General features: G+C 73.6%; 17 protein-coding genes. 11 read left to right on the forward strand and 6 right to left on the reverse strand.

Annotated features, from left to right (window positions below; all coding sequences use genetic code 11):
* Window positions 1-18 precede the first annotated feature (18 nt).
* Window positions 19-1,278: an MFS transporter gene (locus ACFWIA_RS24735; protein ID WP_387008616.1), complete on the reverse strand. Its 1,260-nt coding sequence runs from the start codon at window positions 1,276-1,278 to the stop codon at window positions 19-21.
* Between the two features lie 430 nt (window positions 1,279-1,708).
* Here ACFWIA_RS24735 and ACFWIA_RS24740 point away from each other — a divergent pair, with 430 nt between their 5' ends.
* The 7 genes from ACFWIA_RS24740 to era all read left to right on the forward strand — a co-directional run bounded on the left by ACFWIA_RS24740 (window position 1,709) and on the right by era (window position 8,743).
* Window positions 1,709-2,857, forward strand: coding sequence for a carbohydrate kinase family protein (locus ACFWIA_RS24740; RefSeq protein WP_387008680.1), 1,149 nt, complete (start codon window positions 1,709-1,711; stop codon window positions 2,855-2,857).
* A 127-nt stretch (window positions 2,858-2,984) separates the two neighbouring features.
* On the forward strand, window positions 2,985-5,132 hold the full coding sequence (locus ACFWIA_RS24745) for a PhoH family protein (RefSeq protein WP_387008617.1): 2,148 nt from the start codon (window positions 2,985-2,987) through the stop codon (window positions 5,130-5,132).
* A gap of 12 nt (window positions 5,133-5,144) precedes the next feature.
* A complete protein-coding gene (gene ybeY / locus ACFWIA_RS24750) occupies window positions 5,145-5,642 on the forward strand; it encodes an rRNA maturation RNase YbeY (protein WP_387008619.1) in 498 nt (165 codons plus the stop codon).
* Window positions 5,643-5,646: 4 nt separating this feature from the next.
* Complete coding sequence (locus tag ACFWIA_RS24755) at window positions 5,647-6,957, forward strand: hemolysin family protein (protein ID WP_387008620.1); 1,311 nt, start codon at window positions 5,647-5,649, stop codon at window positions 6,955-6,957.
* The gene (locus tag ACFWIA_RS24760) at window positions 6,954-7,310 is read left to right on the forward strand and encodes an MmcQ/YjbR family DNA-binding protein (RefSeq protein ID WP_387008622.1); all 357 of its coding nucleotides are present in this window, start codon (window positions 6,954-6,956) and stop codon (window positions 7,308-7,310) included. Before ACFWIA_RS24755 ends, ACFWIA_RS24760 begins: the two co-directional genes overlap by 4 nt.
* 44 nt (window positions 7,311-7,354) lie before the next feature.
* Entirely contained in the window at window positions 7,355-7,702 is a 348-nt protein-coding gene (locus tag ACFWIA_RS24765) for a cytidine deaminase (protein ID WP_387008624.1), read from the forward strand.
* Between the two features lie 90 nt (window positions 7,703-7,792).
* Window positions 7,793-8,743 (forward strand): GTPase Era, encoded by a 951-nt coding sequence (gene era, locus ACFWIA_RS24770; RefSeq protein ID WP_387008626.1) that lies wholly within the window; start codon window positions 7,793-7,795, stop codon window positions 8,741-8,743.
* On the opposite strand, the gene ACFWIA_RS24775 is transcribed toward era, so the two are convergent.
* Window positions 8,685-9,500: an SGNH/GDSL hydrolase family protein gene (locus tag ACFWIA_RS24775; RefSeq protein WP_387008628.1), complete on the reverse strand. Its 816-nt coding sequence runs from the start codon at window positions 9,498-9,500 to the stop codon at window positions 8,685-8,687. The genes era and ACFWIA_RS24775 overlap by 59 nt on opposite strands.
* 133 nt (window positions 9,501-9,633) lie before the next feature.
* Here ACFWIA_RS24775 and ACFWIA_RS24780 point away from each other — a divergent pair, with 133 nt between their 5' ends.
* A complete protein-coding gene (locus ACFWIA_RS24780) occupies window positions 9,634-10,302 on the forward strand; it encodes a TetR/AcrR family transcriptional regulator (RefSeq protein WP_387008629.1) in 669 nt (222 codons plus the stop codon).
* Window positions 10,303-10,399: 97 nt separating this feature from the next.
* On the opposite strand, the gene ACFWIA_RS24785 is transcribed toward ACFWIA_RS24780, so the two are convergent.
* Window positions 10,400-11,245, reverse strand: a complete 846-nt coding sequence (locus ACFWIA_RS24785) for an NAD(P)H-binding protein (RefSeq protein ID WP_387008631.1) — start codon at window positions 11,243-11,245, stop codon at window positions 10,400-10,402.
* Between the two features lie 80 nt (window positions 11,246-11,325).
* Here ACFWIA_RS24785 and ACFWIA_RS24790 point away from each other — a divergent pair, with 80 nt between their 5' ends.
* Window positions 11,326-12,267: an AraC family transcriptional regulator gene (locus ACFWIA_RS24790; RefSeq protein WP_387008633.1), complete on the forward strand. Its 942-nt coding sequence runs from the start codon at window positions 11,326-11,328 to the stop codon at window positions 12,265-12,267.
* 7 nt (window positions 12,268-12,274) lie between these two features.
* Here the strand turns inward: ACFWIA_RS24790 and ACFWIA_RS24795 are convergent, their stop codons facing one another.
* Window positions 12,275-13,030 (reverse strand): leucine-rich repeat domain-containing protein, encoded by a 756-nt coding sequence (locus ACFWIA_RS24795; protein ID WP_387008635.1) that lies wholly within the window; start codon window positions 13,028-13,030, stop codon window positions 12,275-12,277.
* Between the two features lie 109 nt (window positions 13,031-13,139).
* Complete coding sequence (locus ACFWIA_RS24800; RefSeq protein ID WP_387008637.1) at window positions 13,140-14,117, reverse strand: zinc-binding dehydrogenase; 978 nt, start codon at window positions 14,115-14,117, stop codon at window positions 13,140-13,142.
* Between the two features lie 305 nt (window positions 14,118-14,422).
* On the opposite strand from ACFWIA_RS24800, the gene ACFWIA_RS24805 reads away from it, so the two are divergent.
* Window positions 14,423-16,549 carry a peptidoglycan-binding protein gene (locus ACFWIA_RS24805; RefSeq protein WP_387008639.1) on the forward strand — a complete coding sequence of 709 codons (2,127 nt, stop codon included), beginning with the start codon at window positions 14,423-14,425 and terminating at the stop codon, window positions 16,547-16,549.
* Window positions 16,549-18,402, forward strand: coding sequence for a PhoX family protein (locus tag ACFWIA_RS24810; RefSeq protein WP_387008641.1), 1,854 nt, complete (start codon window positions 16,549-16,551; stop codon window positions 18,400-18,402). Before ACFWIA_RS24805 ends, ACFWIA_RS24810 begins: the two co-directional genes overlap by 1 nt.
* 58 nt (window positions 18,403-18,460) lie before the next feature.
* Here the strand turns inward: ACFWIA_RS24810 and ACFWIA_RS24815 are convergent, their stop codons facing one another.
* Window positions 18,461-18,949 (reverse strand): hypothetical protein, encoded by a 489-nt coding sequence (locus ACFWIA_RS24815; protein WP_387008643.1) that lies wholly within the window; start codon window positions 18,947-18,949, stop codon window positions 18,461-18,463.

The raw sequence follows: 18,949 nt of genomic DNA on the forward strand, positions 1-18,949 counted from the left end.
CACCGCTCCGGCGCACCCTCACCGGGTCACCGACACGCTCGCGTCCGGCGCCTCCGGGGTGTCCGGTCCGGGCGGTGCGGGCGCTGCGTGCGGTGCGTCCGGGAGGTCGGCCGCCCGGACCCGTAGCGCCATGCCGAACTCCGCCCGGCCGCCCACCCGCAGCGCCACCGCCATCAACGGAACGACGAGCAGCAACAGCAGCGCCCCGAGCACCAGCCCCATCGTGGGGAACCCGGCCCGCTCCACCAACAGCCCCCCGGTCAGCGGCCCGCACGCGATGCCCAGCGAACTCGCCGCCCCCACCAGCACGGCCCACCGGCCCCGGTCGTCCAGGGCCGCGGCGAGCCCCGTGAGGTAGGCGAGGACGAACGGGTAGCAGGCGTTCCAGCCGATCTCCCCGACCGCGAAGGCCACCGGCCCCTCGGCCCGGGCGGCCAGGGCGATGCAGCAGGCGATCAGCGCCGTGCCCACCCCGATGGGCAGCGCCCGCCCCGGGCGCGCGCCCAGTGCGCCGGCGCCGGCGACGCCGAGCAGCCCCGCCCCCAGCGCCACCGCGAACACCACGCCGATCGCGACCTCGTCCAGCCCCGCTTGTTCGGCGCCGATCCGGGCGCTGACCCCCCACAGCGCGTTCTGCGCCATCGCCCAGAACACCATCGCGCCCGCCAACACCGGCCCCGAGTGGCGGTAGGGCAAGGGGTCCGGGTCCGTCGCGCCCGGCGCGGAGTCGAGGCCGGGCGCGTCGGTGAGGCGGGCCGTGGCGGGCAGCACCAGGGCGGCGGTCAGCGCGAGCACGGCGAACACCGGGGTGTGGCCGGGCCCGAGCCGCGGGACCGTCAGATACGCGGCGGCGGCCAGCGCGGACAGGCTCAGCAGGCCGAGCGTGCAGGTGCGGTGGGGGTCGCGCTGGCCGGCGATCCCGGCCGAGGCGACCGCGGCGGCGGTGCCCGAGCCGAGACCACCGGCCAGCGCGCCGAGCCCCGCGTACTCCACGGAGTCCGCGAGGGCGGCGGTGCCGTAACCCGCCAGGGCCAGCAGGAGTCCCGCCCGGGCGATCCGGCGCGGCCCGTACCGGCCGGCCCGTGAGGCGAGGAGCACACCCGCGCCCGCCGAGCACAGCAGGAGTCCGCTGCCGAGGGCTCCGGCCCGGGCGGGGGAGAGCGCGAAGGCGTCGCCGAGGCGGGCGACGACGGTGGGCAACAGGTACGAGGTCAACTGTCCGGCGGTGTACAGGGCGACGAACGGCGGTGCGGTGGGGGCGGTGCGGCGCAGGTGCACGGGCGCTCCGGTGGGCGTGCGGGCGAGCCCGGAAGGGGGCGCGCGGGGGGTCGGCCGGGGCGTGCGGGGCCGGTGCGCGCGGACATGTGTATCAATTCGTGCGGGGCCGGTGGGGGAGGCGGGGAAACCTAGCCGATGTGATCTAGGTCACATCATGGTGTTTGGGTGTTTGAGTGGAGGACTCGCGGGTATTTACCGCTGTTTCGCTGAGGTGTCTGGACCCTGCCGCCCCTTCGGGCACACTGGCCTGAACCCGCACCATTCAGGGGAGCGCATCGTGATCACGCACGCCGGACAGCCGCCGCAGGGACCCCGTACGAACGCCGCACCGCGGCCCGCCACCGCCGAAGACGTCCGCACCACCGGGGCCCTCCCGGCCGTGGTCGGCAGCCCGGGCCCGACCCCCGAGCCCGACTCCGCCGAGGCCGCACTGGAGCACCGGGACAACGCGACCCGCCCCCGCCCCCGGCCCCGGCACGACCCCCTCGCCGCGCTGCGCGCCCCCGACGACCCGCCCTGGGACGTCTACCTCACCGGACCCGTCTTCCTCGACATCATCTTCACCGGACTCGGCTCCGCCCCCGTGCGCGGCACCGAGTCCTGGGCCCGGGGCATGGGCTCCAGCCCCGGCGGCGTCGCCAACATGGCCACCGCCCTGGCCCGACTGGGCCTGCGCACCTCGCTGTCCGCCGCGTTCGGCGACGACCACTACGGCGACTACTGCTGGGACGCCCTCGCCCAAGGCGAGGGGATCGACCTCACCCCCTCCCGCCGGGTCCCCGGCTGGCACTCCCCGGTCACCGTGTCCATGGCCTACGAGGGCGAGCGCACCATGGTGTCGCACGCCCACGAGCCGCCCCCGGCCGCCGACGCCGCTGACCCCACTGACCCCACTGGCGCCACCGGCCCCGCGTGCCGCGCCCGGGCCGCCGTCGCCTCCCTCGCCCCCGGCATCCGGGACCCGTGGATCAGCGCCGCCGCCCGCACCGGCACCCGGCTGTTCGGTGACGTCGGCTGGGACGACACGGGCCGCTGGGACCTCGACGCGCTGCCCGACCTCGCGCACTGCGAGGCGTTCCTGCCCAACGCCGAGGAGGCCATGCGCTACACCCGCACCGACTGCCCCCGCGCCGCCGCCCACGCCCTGACCGAACGGGTGCCCGTAGCGGTCGTCACCCTCGGTGCCGAAGGGGCCTACGCCGTCGACGGGCGCACCGGGGAGACCGCCGAGGTGCCCGCCATCGAGGTCGAGGCGCTGGACCCGACCGGTGCCGGGGACGTGTTCGTCGCCGGCTTCGTCACCGGCACCCTCGCCGGCTGGCCGCTCGCCGACCGGGTCGCCTTCGCGGGGCTCACCGCCGCGCTCTCCGTCCAGGACTTCGGCGGCTCGCTCTCCGCGCCCGGTTGGACGGAGGTCGCCGCCTGGTGGCGCCAGGTGCGCGGTTACGGCCCGCAGAACCCGGCCGCCCTCGCCCGGTACGCCTTCCTCGACGCCCTGGAACCCCCGCTGCCCGCCACCGCACGGCCCTGGCCGCTGCGCCGGGCGGTCCCCACCATCGGGTTCCGCAGCACGGTCTGACGGTCCGGTGCGGGTGCCGGGAAAAGGGCTCGGTTCCCGCACGTGGTGCGTCGTACCCTGGGCAACAGAGGCGCCTCGCCCCGAGGCGTCCCGCCCGAGGAGGACGAGCAGGCCACAGAGCCGGCCCATGACGCAGACACCCACAGCCCACGCAGCGACGGAGGGTCGGGCCCGCGCCCGGTTCGCCGTTCCGGCCAAGCACCCGATGGTCACCGTGCTCGGTTCCGGGGACTCGCTGCTGCGCGTGATCGAGAAGGCATTCCCGGACGTCGACATCCACGCCCGGGGCAACGAGATCAGCGCTGTCGGCGACGCCAGTGAAGTCGCCCTGATCCAGCGCCTGTTCGACGAGATGATGCTGGTGCTCCGCACCGGGCAGCCGATGACGGAGGACGCGGTGGAACGCTCGATCGCCATGCTCAGGGCGAGTGAGAACGGCGAGGGCGACGGCGAGGAGACCCCCGCCGAGGTCCTGACCCAGAACATCCTCTCGTCCCGGGGCCGCACCATCCGCCCCAAGACCCTCAACCAGAAGCGCTACGTCGACGCCATCGACAAGCACACCATCGTCTTCGGCATCGGCCCCGCGGGCACCGGCAAGACCTACCTGGCCATGGCCAAGGCCGTGCAGGCCCTCCAGTCCAAGCAGGTCAACCGCATCATCCTGACCCGTCCCGCGGTGGAGGCCGGCGAACGCCTCGGCTTCCTGCCCGGCACCCTGTACGAGAAGATCGACCCGTACCTGCGGCCCCTGTACGACGCGCTGCACGACATGCTCGACCCCGACTCGATCCCCCGGCTGATGGCCGCCGGAACCATCGAGGTCGCGCCCCTGGCCTACATGCGCGGTAGGGCGCAGCCAGTGTTCACCAGGGTGCTGACCCCCGACGGCTGGCGGCCCATCGGGGACCTCCGTGTGGGAGACCTCGTCGTGGGGTCGAACGGCGAGCCGACCCCGGTCCTGGGTGTCTACCCCCAGGGGGAGAAGGACATCTACCGGGTGACCGCTCAGGACGGCTCCTGGACCCTGTGCTGCGGTGAGCACCTGTGGACCGTGCGCACGGCGTCGGATCGTCGGCGCGACAAGCCCTGGCGGGTCCTGGAGACCAAGGAGATGATCGGCAACCTCCGCGCGGCGCACGCCCGCCGCTACGAACTGCCGCTCCTCACCGCCCCGGTCCGGTTCCCGGAGCGCCCGGTGCCCATGGATCCCTACGCTCTGGGCCTGCTCCTCGGCGACGGGTGCCTCACCGGTTCCACCACCCCGTCGTTTGCGACCGGGGACCCTGAACTCGTCACGGCGCTCGAAGCGGCGCTGCCCGGAGTCTCCGTTCGCCACCGGGGCGGCCCGGACTACGTCCTGAACCGGATCGCCTCTCCCGGTGATGTGATCACCACGGAGAACCCGGTCACGGCCGCGCTCCGGAAGCTGGAGCTGTGGGGGAGCCGATCGAACACGAAGCTGGTGCCGGACGACTACCTCCAGAACACCCCAGAGGTGCGGCTCGCGCTCCTCCAGGGCCTCCTGGACTCCGACGGCGGCCCGGTCACGCAGGCCGACCGCACCTGTCGGATCCAGTACGTCACCACGTCCATCCTGTTGCGGGACGACGTCATCGCCCTCGTCCAGTCGCTGGGTGGGGTCGCCTACACCCGGCGCCGGGCCGCCGCAGGCCGCCGGCCGGGCTGGGCCGGTGGTCGCCCCGTCGAGCACCGGCACGACGCTCACATCGTGGACATCCGGCTGCCGGAGGGCATGGAACCCTTCCGGCTCCAGCGCAAGGCCGAGAAGTACCGGGTGTCCGGCGGCGGTCGCCCGATGCGATTCATCGACTCGATCGAGCCGGCGGGCCGCGAGGAGGCCGTCTGCATCCAGGTGGCCGCCGAGGACTCGCTCTACGTCACTGAGAACTACCTGCTCACACACAACACGCTCAATGACGCCTTCATCATCCTGGACGAGGCGCAGAACACGAGCCCCGAGCAGATGAAGATGTTCCTCACCCGGCTCGGATTCGAGTCGAAGATCGTCATCACCGGTGACGTGACCCAGGTCGACCTGCCGAACGGCACCAAGTCCGGGCTGCGTCAGGTGCAGGACATCCTCGAAGGGGTCGACGACGTCCACTTCTCCCGGCTCACCTCGCAGGATGTCGTCCGGCACAAGCTGGTCGGCCGTATCGTCGACGCGTACGAGAAGTACGACCGAGCGAACGGCACCGAGAACGGTTCCGACCGCGGCTCCCGCCCGAGCCGGGGCGGCCGAGGGAAGTAGACCAGCACAGCCATGGCGATCGACGTCAACAACGAATCCGGCACCGCAGTGGACGAGCATGCGGTCCTCGACATCGCGCGCTACGCGCTGGCCAGGATGCGCATCCATCCGCTCTCCGAACTGTCCGTGATCGTCGTCGACGCCGACGCCATGGAGCAACTCCACATCCAGTGGATGGACCTGCCGGGGCCCACGGACGTCATGTCCTTCCCGATGGACGAGCTGCGACCCCCGTCCAAGGACGACGAGGAGCCCCCGCAGGGCCTGCTCGGGGACATCGTGCTCTGCCCCGAGGTCGCCGAGCGACAGGGCCGCGAGGCCCCCACCGGGCACACCATGGACGAGGAACTGCAACTCCTCACCGTCCACGGAGTGCTGCACCTGCTGGGCTACGACCACGAGGAGCCCGACGAGAAGGCCGAGATGTTCGGGCTCCAGGCCGCGATCGTCGACGGCTGGCGCCAGGAGAAGGGCCTGACCGGCCCCTCCCCGGCGCCCACGGTCGCCTGAGCCGATGAGCGTTCCCCTCATCCTCGGCGCGGTCCTGCTGGTGGTCGTGGCGTGGCTCGCCGCCTGCGCCGAGGCGGGCCTCGCCCGGGTGTCCAGCTTCCGCGCCGAAGAGGCGACCCGCAGCGGACGGCGCGGCGCGGCGAAGCTCGCCCAGGTCACCGCGGACCCCACCCGGTACCTGAACGTCGCCCTGCTGGTGCGGGTGGCCTGCGAGATGGCCGCGGCGGCGCTCGTCACCTACGCCTGCCTCAACGAGTTCCACCAGACCTGGGAGGCGCTGCTCCTCGCGATCGGCGTGATGGTCCTGGTCTCGTACGTCGCGGTGGGCGTCTCCCCGCGCACCATCGGACGTCAGCACCCGCTGAACACGGCCACCGTCGCCGCGTACGTCCTGGTGCCGCTCGCCCGGATCATGGGGCCGATCCCCTCGCTGCTGATCCTCCTCGGCAACGCCCTCACCCCCGGCAAGGGCTTCCGGCGCGGGCCGTTCGCCTCCGAGGCGGAACTGCGGGCGCTGGTGGACCTCGCCGAGCAGGAGTCCCTGATCGAGGACGACGAGCGCCGGATGGTGCACTCCGTCTTCGAACTCGGCGACACCCTCGTCCGCGAGGTCATGGTGCCGCGGACCGACCTCGTCGCCATCGAGCGGTGGAAGACCATCCGGCAGGCCCTCACGCTCGCCCTGCGCTCCGGGTTCTCCCGCATCCCCGTCACCGGGGAGAACGAGGACGACGTCGTCGGGATCGTCTACCTCAAGGACCTGGCCCGCAAGACCCACATCAGCCGGGACGCCGAGTCGGAGCTGGTGTCCACGTCGATGCGGCCGGCGGCGTTCGTCCCCGACACGAAGAACGCCGGCGACCTGCTGCGCGAGATGCAGCAGGACCGCAACCACGTGGCCGTCGTCATCGACGAGTACGGGGGCACCGCCGGGATCGTCACCATCGAGGACATCCTGGAGGAGATCGTCGGGGAGATCACCGACGAGTACGACCGCGAACTGCCCCCGGTGGAACCGCTCGGCGACGGCCGCTTCCGGGTCACCTCCCGGCTCGACATCGGCGACCTCGGCGAGCTGTACGGGCTGGAGGCGTACGACGACGAGGACGTCGAGACGGTCGGCGGGCTCCTCGCCAAGGCGCTCGGCCGGGTCCCGATCGCCGGGGCCGAAGCCTCGGTCCTCCTCCCGGACGGGCGGCGCCTGCGGTTGACGGCGGAGTCCGCGGCCGGCCGCCGGAACAAGATCATGACGGTGTTGGTGGAGCCGCTGGGCCCCGGGGACACCGTCGGCCCGGCCGGGGAGTCCGGCCGGTGAGCCCGGAGGAGCTGCGCACCTTCTGCCTCTCCTTCAACGCCGCCGTCGAGGAGTTCCCGTTCGGCCCCGAGACCTCCGTCTTCAAGGTGCGGGGCAAACTGTTCGCCCTGTCCCGGCTCGACGGGCTCCCGCTGACCGTGAACCTGAAGTGCGACCCCGAGGACGCGGTGCGGCTGCGCGCGCAGCACCCCGAGGCCGTGCGGCCGGGCTACCACATGAACAAGCGGCACTGGAACACGGTGACCGTCGGCCTGCTGCCCGTGCCGGCGGTGCGGGAGCTGGTCGAGGACTCCTACGACCTGGTGGTCGCGGGTCTGCCGCGCGCCGAACGACTCCGGCTCGACCGGCCCTGAGACACCCGGGACGGCCTCTTGATCCGCCCCTTAAGCTGGGGCCCATGAGCGAGAGTGAACTGGGCGCCGAGGACCGCAAGATCGTGACCCTCGCCCGCTCCGCGCGGGCGCGCGGCGGGGTGGCCGAGGGGGCCGCCGTACGGGACGAGACCGGCCGGACCTACGTCGCCGGGCCGGTGGACCTCCCCTCGCTGCGGCTCAGCGCCCTGCGCACCGCCGTCGCCATGGCCGTCGCCTCCGGGGCCACCTCGCTGGAGGCCGCCGCCGTGGTCACCGGCGAGCTGACCGCCCCCGACGAGGACCTGGCCGCGGTGCGCGACCTCGGCGGCACCGGCACCCCCGTCCACCTCGCCGCGCCGGACGGGACGCCGCGCAGCACGGTCACCGTCTGACGCCCACGGGCCCGGACCGCCGGGGGCCGTCGGCCCGCGCCGGACGGGTGCGGTGCGGCGGCGCCCCGCCGATCGGGGACAATGGGCGTCATGAGTGCCCGTACCCCGTCATCCGAGCCCGCCGAGGCCACCCACCGGTCTGGCTTCGCCTGCTTCGTGGGGCGGCCCAACGCGGGCAAGTCCACCCTCACGAACGCGCTCGTCGGCCAGAAGATCGCGATCACCTCCAACCGGCCGCAGACCACCCGGCACACCGTCCGGGGCATCGTGCACCGCCCCGACGCGCAGCTGGTGCTCGTGGACACCCCGGGACTGCACAAGCCCCGGACGCTCCTCGGACAGCGGCTCAACGACGTGGTCCGCGCCACCTGGGCCGAGGTCGACGTGATCGGGTTCTGCCTGCCCGCCGACCAGAAGCTCGGCCCCGGCGACCGTTTCATCGTCAAGGAGCTCGCGGCGATCAAGCGGACCCCCAAGGTCGCGATCATCACCAAGACCGACCTGGTCGACTCCAAGACCCTGGCCGAGCAGCTGATCGCCGTGGACCAGCTGGGCAAGGAGCTGGGCTTCGAGTGGGCCGAGATCGTGCCCGTCTCGGCGGTCGGGGACCAGCAGGTCGGCCTGCTCGCCGACCTCCTGGTCCCGCTGCTCCCCGAGGGCCCCCTGCTGTACCCGGAGGGTGACCTCACCGACGAGCCCGAGCAGGTCATGGTGGCCGAGCTGATCCGGGAGGCCGCGCTCGAAGGGGTCCGCGACGAGCTGCCGCACTCCATCGCCGTGGTCGTCGAGGAGATGCTGCCCCGCGAGGACCGCCCCGCCGACAAGCCGCTGCTGGACATCCACGCCTTCGTCTACATCGAGCGGCCCAGCCAGAAGGGCATCGTCATCGGCCCCCAGGGCAAGCGGCTCAAGGAGGTCGGCATCAAGTCCCGCAAGCAGATCGAGGCGCTGCTCGGCACGCCCGTCTTCCTCGACCTGCACGTCAAGGTCGCCAAGGACTGGCAGCGCGACCCGCGCCAGCTGCGCAAGCTCGGATTCTGATCGGTCCGGCGCCGCCGAGGGGCGGCGCCGGTGCGGCCGGCGGGTCGGTCAGGGTGGACAGCCTCCCGGCGAGCACCCGCGCCCAGGCCCGGTAGCCCTGCGCCGAGGGGTGGAAGCGGTCGGACGACATCCAGGGCCCGGGGAACTCGGGCATCCCACCGGAGTGCAGGTGGTGGACGCGCCGGCCCCGTCGCGCCACCACGCGCAGCTGCCGGTCCAGCAGGGTGACGTACAGCCGCAGCGGCCCGCGGACCCACCGGGGCAGCACGTCGACCCCCCGCAGGTCGGGGAGCCCCGCGAAGACCACCGGCACCTCGGGCCCGAGGCGCAGCCGGATGTCCCGGACCAGTCGCTGCGCCTCCCGCCGCAGGGCCCAGGGGCTCCGTAGCCGCATCGCGTCGTTGGTGCCCGCCATGACCACCACCAGATCCGGTGTCCACCGGGTCATCGGGTCGGTGAGTCCGGACAGCAGGTGCTTGCGCAGCGTGCACAGCGTGGCGCCCGAGCGGGCGGACACCCGCCAGGAAACGGCCCGTCCGGTGATCGCCGTCAGTGCGGCGGCCAGTTCACCGGGCAGCGCCTCGCGCAGCACGGGGGCGCCCACGCCGGCGGCGACGGAGTCGCCGACCACCGCCATCCGCAGCGCGGGTTCCGGGGACCCGGTGGCCGGTGCCTCGATGACCCCGCTGGTCTCCCCACCGGCCTCGGGCAGCCGGGTCAGGTGCTTGCGGAAGGCCCGCGTACTCCGCGTCAGCATGACAAACCCCTCGTGTGGTGTCGGTCGTCCAGGACGTGCCGGTGTTCCGGACCCGGGCAGGCCCGTGTCCGGTCCCGGGTGATCACCTCCACCCATAACACCGTTATCCACATAACAGCGTTATAGTTCGGCTGTGTCAACTGACGATCGCCGGGCCCCCCTCGACGTACGCCGCCGCCTCCTCGACCAGGCCGCGCGGGTGCTCGCCGAAGAAGGCGCGGCGGCGCTCAGCGTGCGGCGCCTGGTCAAGGCCGTCAACACCTCGACGATGGCCGTCTACACCCACTTCGGGTCCATGCCCGGTCTGGTCCGCGCACTGATGACGGAGGGCTTCGACCGCTTCCACGGACGGGTCGCCCGGGCCGCCGCCGCCCACCCCGACGACCCGGTCGCCGAACTGGCCGCCCTGTGCCGCGCCTACCAGGACTTCGCGCACGACGAACCCGACGTCTACGCGGTGATGTTCGGCGGTACGGCGTTCGCCGGGTTCGCCCTCACCGAGGAGGACCGCAGGCTCGGCATCCACGTACTGCGCCCGCCCCGGGACGCCATCCGCCGCTGCCTCGCCGCGGGCCGCTTCCGCGCGGACGGTGACCCCGACCTCCTGGTCCGCCAACTCTTCTGCCAGATGCACGGACTGGCCCAACTCGGCCGGGCCGGGTACATCGCCGGCAGCTTCGGCCCCCCCGAGGTCCTGCACGGCATGGTCCTCGACTTCGTCCGGGCCGCCGGCGACCGCCCGGGCGGGGCGGAGACCTCCGTCGCGGCCGGGCTGGGCACCGGGGGAGCGGCAACGGACTGAGCGCGGGGCCGAGCGGCCCCGGACCGGGCGCCGCGGGTACGGTGCCGGACCGGGCGCCGCGGCGAGCAGAGCCGGACCGGGCCCGCCGCGCGGCGGTTCAGCGCGGCCAACCTCCCGCTGCGGCCGTGGCGCCGGCGAATGCGGCGAAGGTCCGCGGCGGACGACCGAGAGCACGCTGCACCCCGTCGGACAGATACGCGTCCGCGCCCCTCCTGAGCGGTCCGACGATCTCCGCGAAACCCGCGGCGTCCGCCGGCGACCACCCCTCCCGGACGAGTTCCGCCACGTGCTCCTCGACCGAGAGCGGCACGTAACGGACCTCCCGGCCGGTCGCCCCGGAGATCGTGGCGACCACCTCGGTGAGCGTCAACGCCCGTGGCCCGGACAGTTCGTAGACCTGCCCCGCGTGCCCGTCCTCGGTCAGCGCGGCCACCACCACCGCGGCGATGTCCTCGGCGTCGACGAAGCTGGCCGCCCCGTCACCGGCGGGCAACCGCAGCTCACCGCCGCGCACCGCATCGGCGAAGAACCCCTCGCTGAAGTTCTGCGCGAACCACCCCGGCCTGCTGATCGTCCACTCCAGACCGCTCTCCCGGACGGCGGCCTCACCGTCCAGCATGCCGTCCAGGATTCCGCTGTCGTCCTTCGCGTAGTGCGGATCGTCGATGCCGCGCCCGGAGGCCAGTACCACCCGCCGCACCCCGTGCCGCGCCGCCCGCTCGACGAACGGGCGCACGAGCTTCGTGCCGTCCAGCGGCACGAGGTAGACGGACCGCACTCCTTCCAAGGCGCGGTCCCAGGTGGTGCGGTCGGTCCAATCGAAGGGGTGTTCCCCGTGCCGGGCCGCCGCCCGCACCGGCACTCCCGCGGCCCGCAGTTGACCGACGACACGGCGACCGGACTTGCCGGTCGCCCCGGTGACCAGAGTTGTTTGTTCAGACATGACCCCAGTCAACCGACGGACACCGGGACGATCCATGGCAAGAAAGCTCCCACTGATGTCCGTGCGTCTACAGTGAGGCGATGGACGCCGTGTCGGAGGTGTTGGCGGGGGTACGGGCGCGCGGCGCCGTCTTCCGGCGGACGATCGTGCGACCGCCCTGGGCGCTGCGGATCACCAGCGGCGCCCCGCTGACGCTCGCCGCGATGCTGCGCGGCCGGGCCTGGATCGTGCCCGACCGGCAGGAGCCGGTCCCCGTCGGCGTGGGGGACATCGCCGTCGTCCGCGGCGACGTGCCCTACACGGTGGCCGACGACCCCCGGACCGCACCGGAGCTGACGGTGACCCGCGCCGACTACTGCCCGGGCGCCGCGGGCGTGGAACGCGCCCCCGGGCCCGACCGGACCTGCGGAACACCGGCCGCGGAGGCCGCCGTCCTGGTCAGCGGGGCGTTCGAGCGCAGGGGGGAACTCAGCGAACGACTGCTCCGGGCCCTGCCCCCCGTGCTGGTGGTACCGGCCGGCGCCGGCCCCTACCCGTCGGTGGCCGCCCTGGCCGAGGAGGTCACCAGGGACCGACCGGGTCAACAACTCCTACTGGACCGGCTGTTGGACCTGATGCTGGTCTCCGCGCTGCGCAGCTGGTTCGACGACCCGGACGCCCGCCCGCCGGCCTGGTGCCGCGCCCTGGACGACCCGACCGTGGGCACCGCACTGCGGTCGCTGCACGACGCCCCCGCCCGCCCGTGGACGGTGGCGGACCTGGCGGCCGAGGCGGGAGTGTCACGGGCGCTGCTCGCCCGGCGGTTCACCGCGCTGGTCGGCGAACCGCCGATGTCCTACCTCGCGAACTGGCGGGTCGCCCTGGCGGCGGACCTGCTGCGGGAGACCGACCACACGGTGGACACCGTCGCGAGGAAGGTCGGCTACTCGGGTGCCTTCGCCCTGAGCGTGGCCTTCAAACGGCTGCGCGGCACCCGGCCCAGCGATCACCGGAACCCGGAACCGGAGTGGCGCGCCGGCTGAGTCCCGCTCAGGTCCAGACGGTGCACCCCTGCCGCTCCAGTCGGGACAGCAGCGGCAGCGCGGGGTCGACCCCGTTCCACCGCAGGTCCAGCCGTTCCAACGAGGGCAGTTGGGCGAGCCAGTCCGGCAGCGCGCCGAGCCGGTTGCTCCGTAGGTCCAGCTGCCGCAGCAGCGGAAGTCCGGCCAGACACGCCGGTACGTCGACGAGGGCGTTCTCCCGGAGGTCCAGGTGGCGCAGGGAGCGGAGTGCGGCGATCGACGGCGGCAGATGGGCGACGGCGTTTCCGCGGAGCCGGAGTTCCCGCAGGTCGCGCAGTCGGCCGAGCGTGTCGGGCACCGTGGTGAGTCGGTTGTGCTCGGCCCGCAGTTCGACGAGGCCGGTCATCGAACCGAGGGCTTCGGGCAGGGCGTCCAGCCGGTTCCCGCCGACGTTGAGGTAGCGCAGTCGGGTCAACCGGCCCAGCGACTGCGGAAGTCGGGACAGCCGGTTGTCGTGCAGGTAGAGGCAGTCGGTGAGCCCCGACAGCTCACCCAGCTCCTCGGGCACCGTGGTGAGCGCGTTGTGGCCCAGGTCCAGGGTCCGCAGTCGGTCCAGCCTGCCGACCTGCGGAGAGAGGGTGCTGAGTCCGTTCTCCGCGAGGATCAGCACGCGCAGTTCGGTGCGTCGCCAGATCGACTCGGGCACCTCCGCGAGCCCGTGGCGCCACAGGTTCAGCGTGTGGCCGCGGTCGTCGCTTCCCTGCGGTGACGACACAGCGGTCACTCCTGTTCCTCGGGGCTGGCGGGCTGGCGGGCGTTTCGGGCGGGCGTCCGGCCGAGCATACGGCCCGCCCGGCCGCCCCCGTCCGCGCGGCTCCACGGTCGTGACGCGTTCAGACGCCGTCCGGGACGAGGACCACCTTGCCGGTCGTCGCCCGCGCCGCGATCGCTGCGTGCGCCGCGCCGGCCTGCGACAGCGGGAAGGTGTGGAAGGAGGGCGTCACCGTCCCGTCGGCGGCGGCGGCCAGCGCACGGGCCTGGTCGGTGCGTGCGTCCCGGCCGCCCTCCAGCATCAGCGCCAGGGCATCGGTGAAACTCACTCCCCGCTCGCGCAGTTCCGCCTCGTCCGGCCGGAACTCCTCACGTGACGAGGCCCCGATGCTGAGGTACCGCCCGCCCTTCACCAGGAGCCCGAAGGCGGCCCGGCCCTTCTCGCCCTCGACCCCGTCCAGCACCACGGTGACGCGATCGCCCAGGGCTTCGCGGACGACGTCCGGCCAGTCGGGACGTTCGTAGTCGACGGCCAGGTCGACGCCCAGCTCCCGTACCGTCGCCGTCTTCGCCGGTCCGCCGGCCGCGCCGATGACGGTGGTGCCGATCCGGCGGGCGAACTGGAGGGCCAGATAACCGACGCCGCCGGCGGCCGAGGTGACCACGAGCACGTCCTCGCTGGTGAGGGCGGCGGCGTCGAGGAGGCCCACGGTGGTGGTGCCGGTGACGACCATGGCGACGGCGGCCTCGTGGCCCAGCCCGTCCGGGATGCGGTGCAGGGCCGCGACGTCGGCGACGGTCAGTTCGGCGTAACCCCCCGGCGAGCTGTGCGCGGTGACCACCCGGGCCCCCACCCAGGTCGGGTCCACCCCGGACCCGACCGACTCCACCACGCCGGCCACCTCGCCGCCGAAGACCGCTGGGAGCTCGGGGAGCGGCGGACCGATCGGCAGTCCCTCCCGCATCGCCGTCTCGATCTGGTGCACCCCCGCGGCCCGCACGGCGATGCGGACCTGACCGGGGCCCGGCACGGGGTCGGGCACGGTCTCCAGACGGAGGTTCTCGGGGGGACCGAACTGGCGGAGCACGACGGCACGCATGGGTGTTCCTTCCGCAGGAGTCGAACGGGATGACTCCATCGTCCGACCTCAACTCCACTTCAGGTCAAGCGCGCTGTGTCGCACGGCGGCCGTTTCCGCGGCGCAGCCCGCCCGGTTGGCCGTCGAGTGGGCGTCAAGTGGCTGACCGGACAGGGGTCCGCTCCGTCCGCTAGGTCTCGTTCTCCCTGGTCACTCCCGTGTTGTGCCGGTCAACTCCGTCCAGCGAGCGGTCATTTCTTGCCATTGAATGGTCCAGACCTTTACTGTCCGCGGCTACGGACCACGTTGACAGGAGGGTCGCTCCCATGGCGATCGACATAAGGCCGCGCACGACGTGGGCGGAGCGTGCGGCTGCCACGAACAGTGGGCAGCTGAAGGCTCTGGAACTGATCAACGGACTCGGCATGGACCACCGCACGGCCGGAGAGGTCGTGCGGCAACGCATCGCGGCCACCCGGGAGCCCGTCCAGGGACGCGAGTGGTCGCCCTGGAAGGGCGGGGTCTTCATCCACCACATGGGCCCCCTCTCCTTCTCGCCGAACTCGGAGGCCGACTGCATCGAAGGGGTCGCCGAGATCTGGCACAAGCACATGAGCGAGGGCTACGGCGACATCGCCTACAACTTCCTCGTCTGCCCGCACGGCAAGATCTACGAGGGGCGCGGCTTGGTCCGCGGCGAGGCGAACGGCGGCGACGCGCCCCCCACCGCCCGCACCAAGCGGGGCGAGATCTGGGTCAACGGGGTCGGCGCGGTCGGCCGCAACGCCGGCTTCTACTCCGTCCTGGGGATGATCAGGGCGTGGAACCAGCCGACCCAGCCCATGCTGAACTCGATCAAGAACCTGATCGGGCACCTCCAGGGGGACGTCAGCTCCCAGGTCCGGGCCGGCGGGCACATCCTCCCGCACTCCGAGGGGGACCACACGGAGTGCCCCGGCAACCTCACCCCGTACGCCAAACTGGGCTCGGCCATCGACCCCGGACGGCCCGCGCCGCAACAGGCGGTGTCGATCGTCCCGCGCGTGGGATGGGGCGCCCGTCCGCCGCGGGGCGAGTACCCCGTGCCGCTCTCCCAGCGCACCGGCTTCGCGGTGCACTACTCGGCCGGTCCCCCCACCCAGTCCGTGCGGGCCATCCAGAACTACCACATGGACGGCAGGGGTTGGCCGGACGTCGGCTACAACTTCCTGGTCGACCGGTTCGGTCGGATCTACGAGGGGCGCGGCTGGCTCAGCATCGGCGCCCACGCCACCGGCCACAACACCACGCACATCGGAGTCTGCTTCATCGGCAGCAACGGGGACGCCACCCCGGCGGCCAAGAACGCCATCCGCGCGCTCTACCACGCGGCCAACCGGCACACCGGCCGCACGCTCCAGGCCACGTACCACGGTGCCATCGGATCGACCGCCTGCCCCGGCGCCGATCTGCGCAACTGGGTGATCAGCGGCCTCGCCGGGGACAACGTGCCCATCGAGGGCGGCGGGACCCCCGGGACCGGAGCCGGCACCACCCACGTCCGCTCCGCCTCCGCCCAGCAGCACGCGGTGAACCTCCTCGGTCACACGCCGCTGCTCGTGGTCGACGGTTCCCTGGGCCCGCTGACCCTGGCCGGCGTGCGCTGGCTCCAGCGGAAGGTCGGCGTGGCGGCCGACGGGAACTGGGGCCCGCTCACCGAGGCGGCGTACGTGGCCCACATCGGCGGCGGCACGGGCGGCGGGGTGACCCTCTACCGGTCCGTCGCGGCCCAGCAGCGCGCCGTCAACGCGCTCGGCCACACCCCGGCGCTCGCGGTCGACGGTTCCTTCGGCCCGGCCACCTCCGCGGGGGTGCGCTGGCTCCAGACGAAGATCGGTGTCGCGGCCGACGGGAACTGGGGCCCGGCGACGGAGAAGGCGTACCTCACCCACACGGGCGGGGGCGCCAGCTCGGGCGGGGTCACCACGATCCGCTCGGTCACCTTCCAACAGCACGCGGTCAACGGCCTCGGCCACACCCCGGCCCTCGTCGTGGACGGCTCCTTCGGCCCGCTGACCCTCGCCGGGGTGCGCTGGCTCCAGACGAAGATCGGAGTGGACGCCGACGGCGCCTGGGGCCCGGACACCGAAGCCGCCTACGGCAGGTGGGCCGACGGCGAACGCCTCGTCGTGGACGGCAGCTTCGGCCCGGCCACCGTCTCCGCCACCCAGCGCGCGATCGGCGTCACCCCGGACGGCGTCTGGGGTCCGGAGTCCAAGCGGGCGCTCCAACGCCACCTCAACACCTGGTCGGCCGCCGGCCTCGTCGTCGACGGCTCCATCGGCCCCGGGACCGTCAAGGCCCTCCAAGCCCACCTCAACACGATGATCCGCGCCGGACTCCCCCTCGACGGGTCCTGGGGACCCGCCACCAACCGAGCCCTACAGACCGCACTCAACCTGGAGAAGTTCTGATGGGACAGCACCTGAACCCGCCGGCGGACCAGCGTCCGGAGCCGTCCGTCGAGCCGTCGACCGCCGCTTCCCGGCGGACCGTCCTCGCCGGCGGCGCCCTCGTCGCGGCCGGTCTGGTCGCCGCGTCCGCCCCGAGCGTCACGGCGGCCACCGGGCGGCTCCCCGCCGGGACCGCCGGCCCGGGCGTCCTGCCCGACTTCACCCCGGTCCCGGCCGGGGACGCCGACGCGCTCGTCGTCCCCGAGGGCTTCCGGGCGGACCCCGTGGCCCGCTGGGGCGAACCCCTGACGACCTCCGCCCCGCCGTGGCGCCCCGGACGCATCGCCGCCGCCACCGAGCAGGCGCACCAGGTCGGCAGCCACCACCACGGAGTCGCGTTCCTGCCCGCCGCCCCGGGCGGCGACGGCCGCCCGCACGGCCTGCTGGTCCTGGCCCACGAGTCCGCCGACGCCGCGCTCACCCGGGGCGCACCGCGCACCGCCATGACGGCCCAGGGCGTGACCGTGGTGGCCGTGGCCGCCGGGCGCACCGCGGCGGACGCCTGGCGGACCGTGGACTCCCGGGCCAACCGACGGATCACCGCACACACCCCGGTCCGGCTCTCCGGCCCGGCCGCGGGCAGGACCCCGGCCCGCGGCGTACTGGCCCCCGGCGCGGTGGACGTCACCCCCTGGGGCACGGTGCTGGTCGCCGAGGAGAACGCCAACGCGTTCTTCGGCACCGACGACCGCAGTTGGCGCCGCTCCGAGGGCGACGTCCGCCACGGGTTCAGCGCCGACGGCTTCGGACACCCCTGGCACACCGAGGACCCCCGGTTCGACCTGGCCGACCGGCGCTCCCACCCCGAGCACTACGGGTGGATCGTGGAGGTCGACGCCCGTGACCCCGCGGCGGAGCCGGTCAAGCGGACCGCGCTCGGGCGCTTCGCGCACGGCAGCGCCACGGTGTCCGAGGCGGCCGGACGGATCGTCGTCCACAGCACGGACGCCGAGGACGGCGAGTACGCGTACCGCTTCGTCGGCTCCGCGCCCTGGCGCGAGCTGCGCGCCGCCGGCCGGGACCCCTTGGACCACGGCACCCTCCACGTGGCCCGGTTCGCCGCGGACGGCACGGGTTCCTGGCTGCCGCTGACGTACGGACAGGGGCCGCTGACGTCCGAGAACGGTTGGCGGGACCAGGGCGATGTGCTCCTTCGGGCCCGGCTCGCGGCCGATGCGCTCGGTGCGACCCCGCTGGCGCGGCCCGAACGGGTCGCCGTCGACCCCCGCGACGGCGACGTCTACCTCGCCCTGGTGGGCGGCGACGGCGGCACCGTCTGCGGTGGCGAGGTCTGCGCCGCCGGCGCCCCGGGCACCGGTGCGCACGGCGAGATCCTGCGCTGGCGCGGCGCGGACGGCGACCCGACGGCGGTCGAGTTCCGCTGGGAACGGTTCCTCGCCGGCGGTGCACGGGACGCGGCGCCGGAAGGGGCCTTCGCCCACCCCAAGGGCCTGTGGTTCGACGGCGAGGGGCGGCTGTGGATCTCCACCGGCATACCCGGCCGCCATCTGGGCGGACCCGACGGGCCCTACCGTTCGCTCGGCAACAACGCCCTGTTGGCGGCGGACCCCCGCACCGGAACGGTCCGCCGGTTCCTCACCGCACCGCGCGGCGCCGAGGTGACCGGCGTGGCCGCCTCGGCCGACGGCCGCACGCTGTTCGTCAACGTCCAGCACCCCGGCCAGCGCACCTCCGCCTGGGGTGCGCCGACGGCGGACGACCCCGGGGCCGTCAGCACCTGGCCGGACGGGCGGGGCTCCCGCCCCCGCTCGGCCACCGTCGCGATCCGAAGGACCGGCCCCCGCAACGGCTGAGGCCCACCCGGCCCCGGACCGCATCGGTCGCGGGGAGGAGGTCAGGCCCTCCGGACGTTCACGGGCCCTCGGAGGTGCCCGGTGCGGGGCGCTTCGTGCTGGAGGAACCCGGGGGCGTCGTGCCGTCGCCGAGCGGCGCCATGTTCCAGTGGTCCTCGTCCCAGACGAGGACTTCGCGGACGTCGACCGGCTGCCGGTCCTTGCGGGCCGAGCCCTTGATCCGGACCTGGTAGACCCCCTCCAGCTCACTGCGGTGGCTCCAGGTCACCCGCCAGCCCTGCCCGCCGTACTCCGTGAGCCTGGCCCGGGCGTCCTGCTCGCCGTGCGGCGGTCCGAGCAGCTTCGCGAGCCCTTCGGCGTCCCGGGCGTTCAGCTCGCTGACGTAGCTGGTCAGGAAGGTGTTCAGGGCGTCGGTGTCGGGTTCGCGCGGCCCGCCGCCGCCACCGGAGGAACATCCGGTGGCGGCGGCGGTCACCCCCAGGGCCAGCGCCAGGACGGCCAGGACGCGGGGCGTCCGGCGGGAGCGGAGAGGGTGGGCGGAGGTCAC

It is taken from the genome of Streptomyces sp. NPDC127068 (genome assembly GCF_042724695.1).
Taxonomy (GTDB): Bacteria; Actinomycetota; Actinomycetes; order Streptomycetales; family Streptomycetaceae; genus Streptomyces.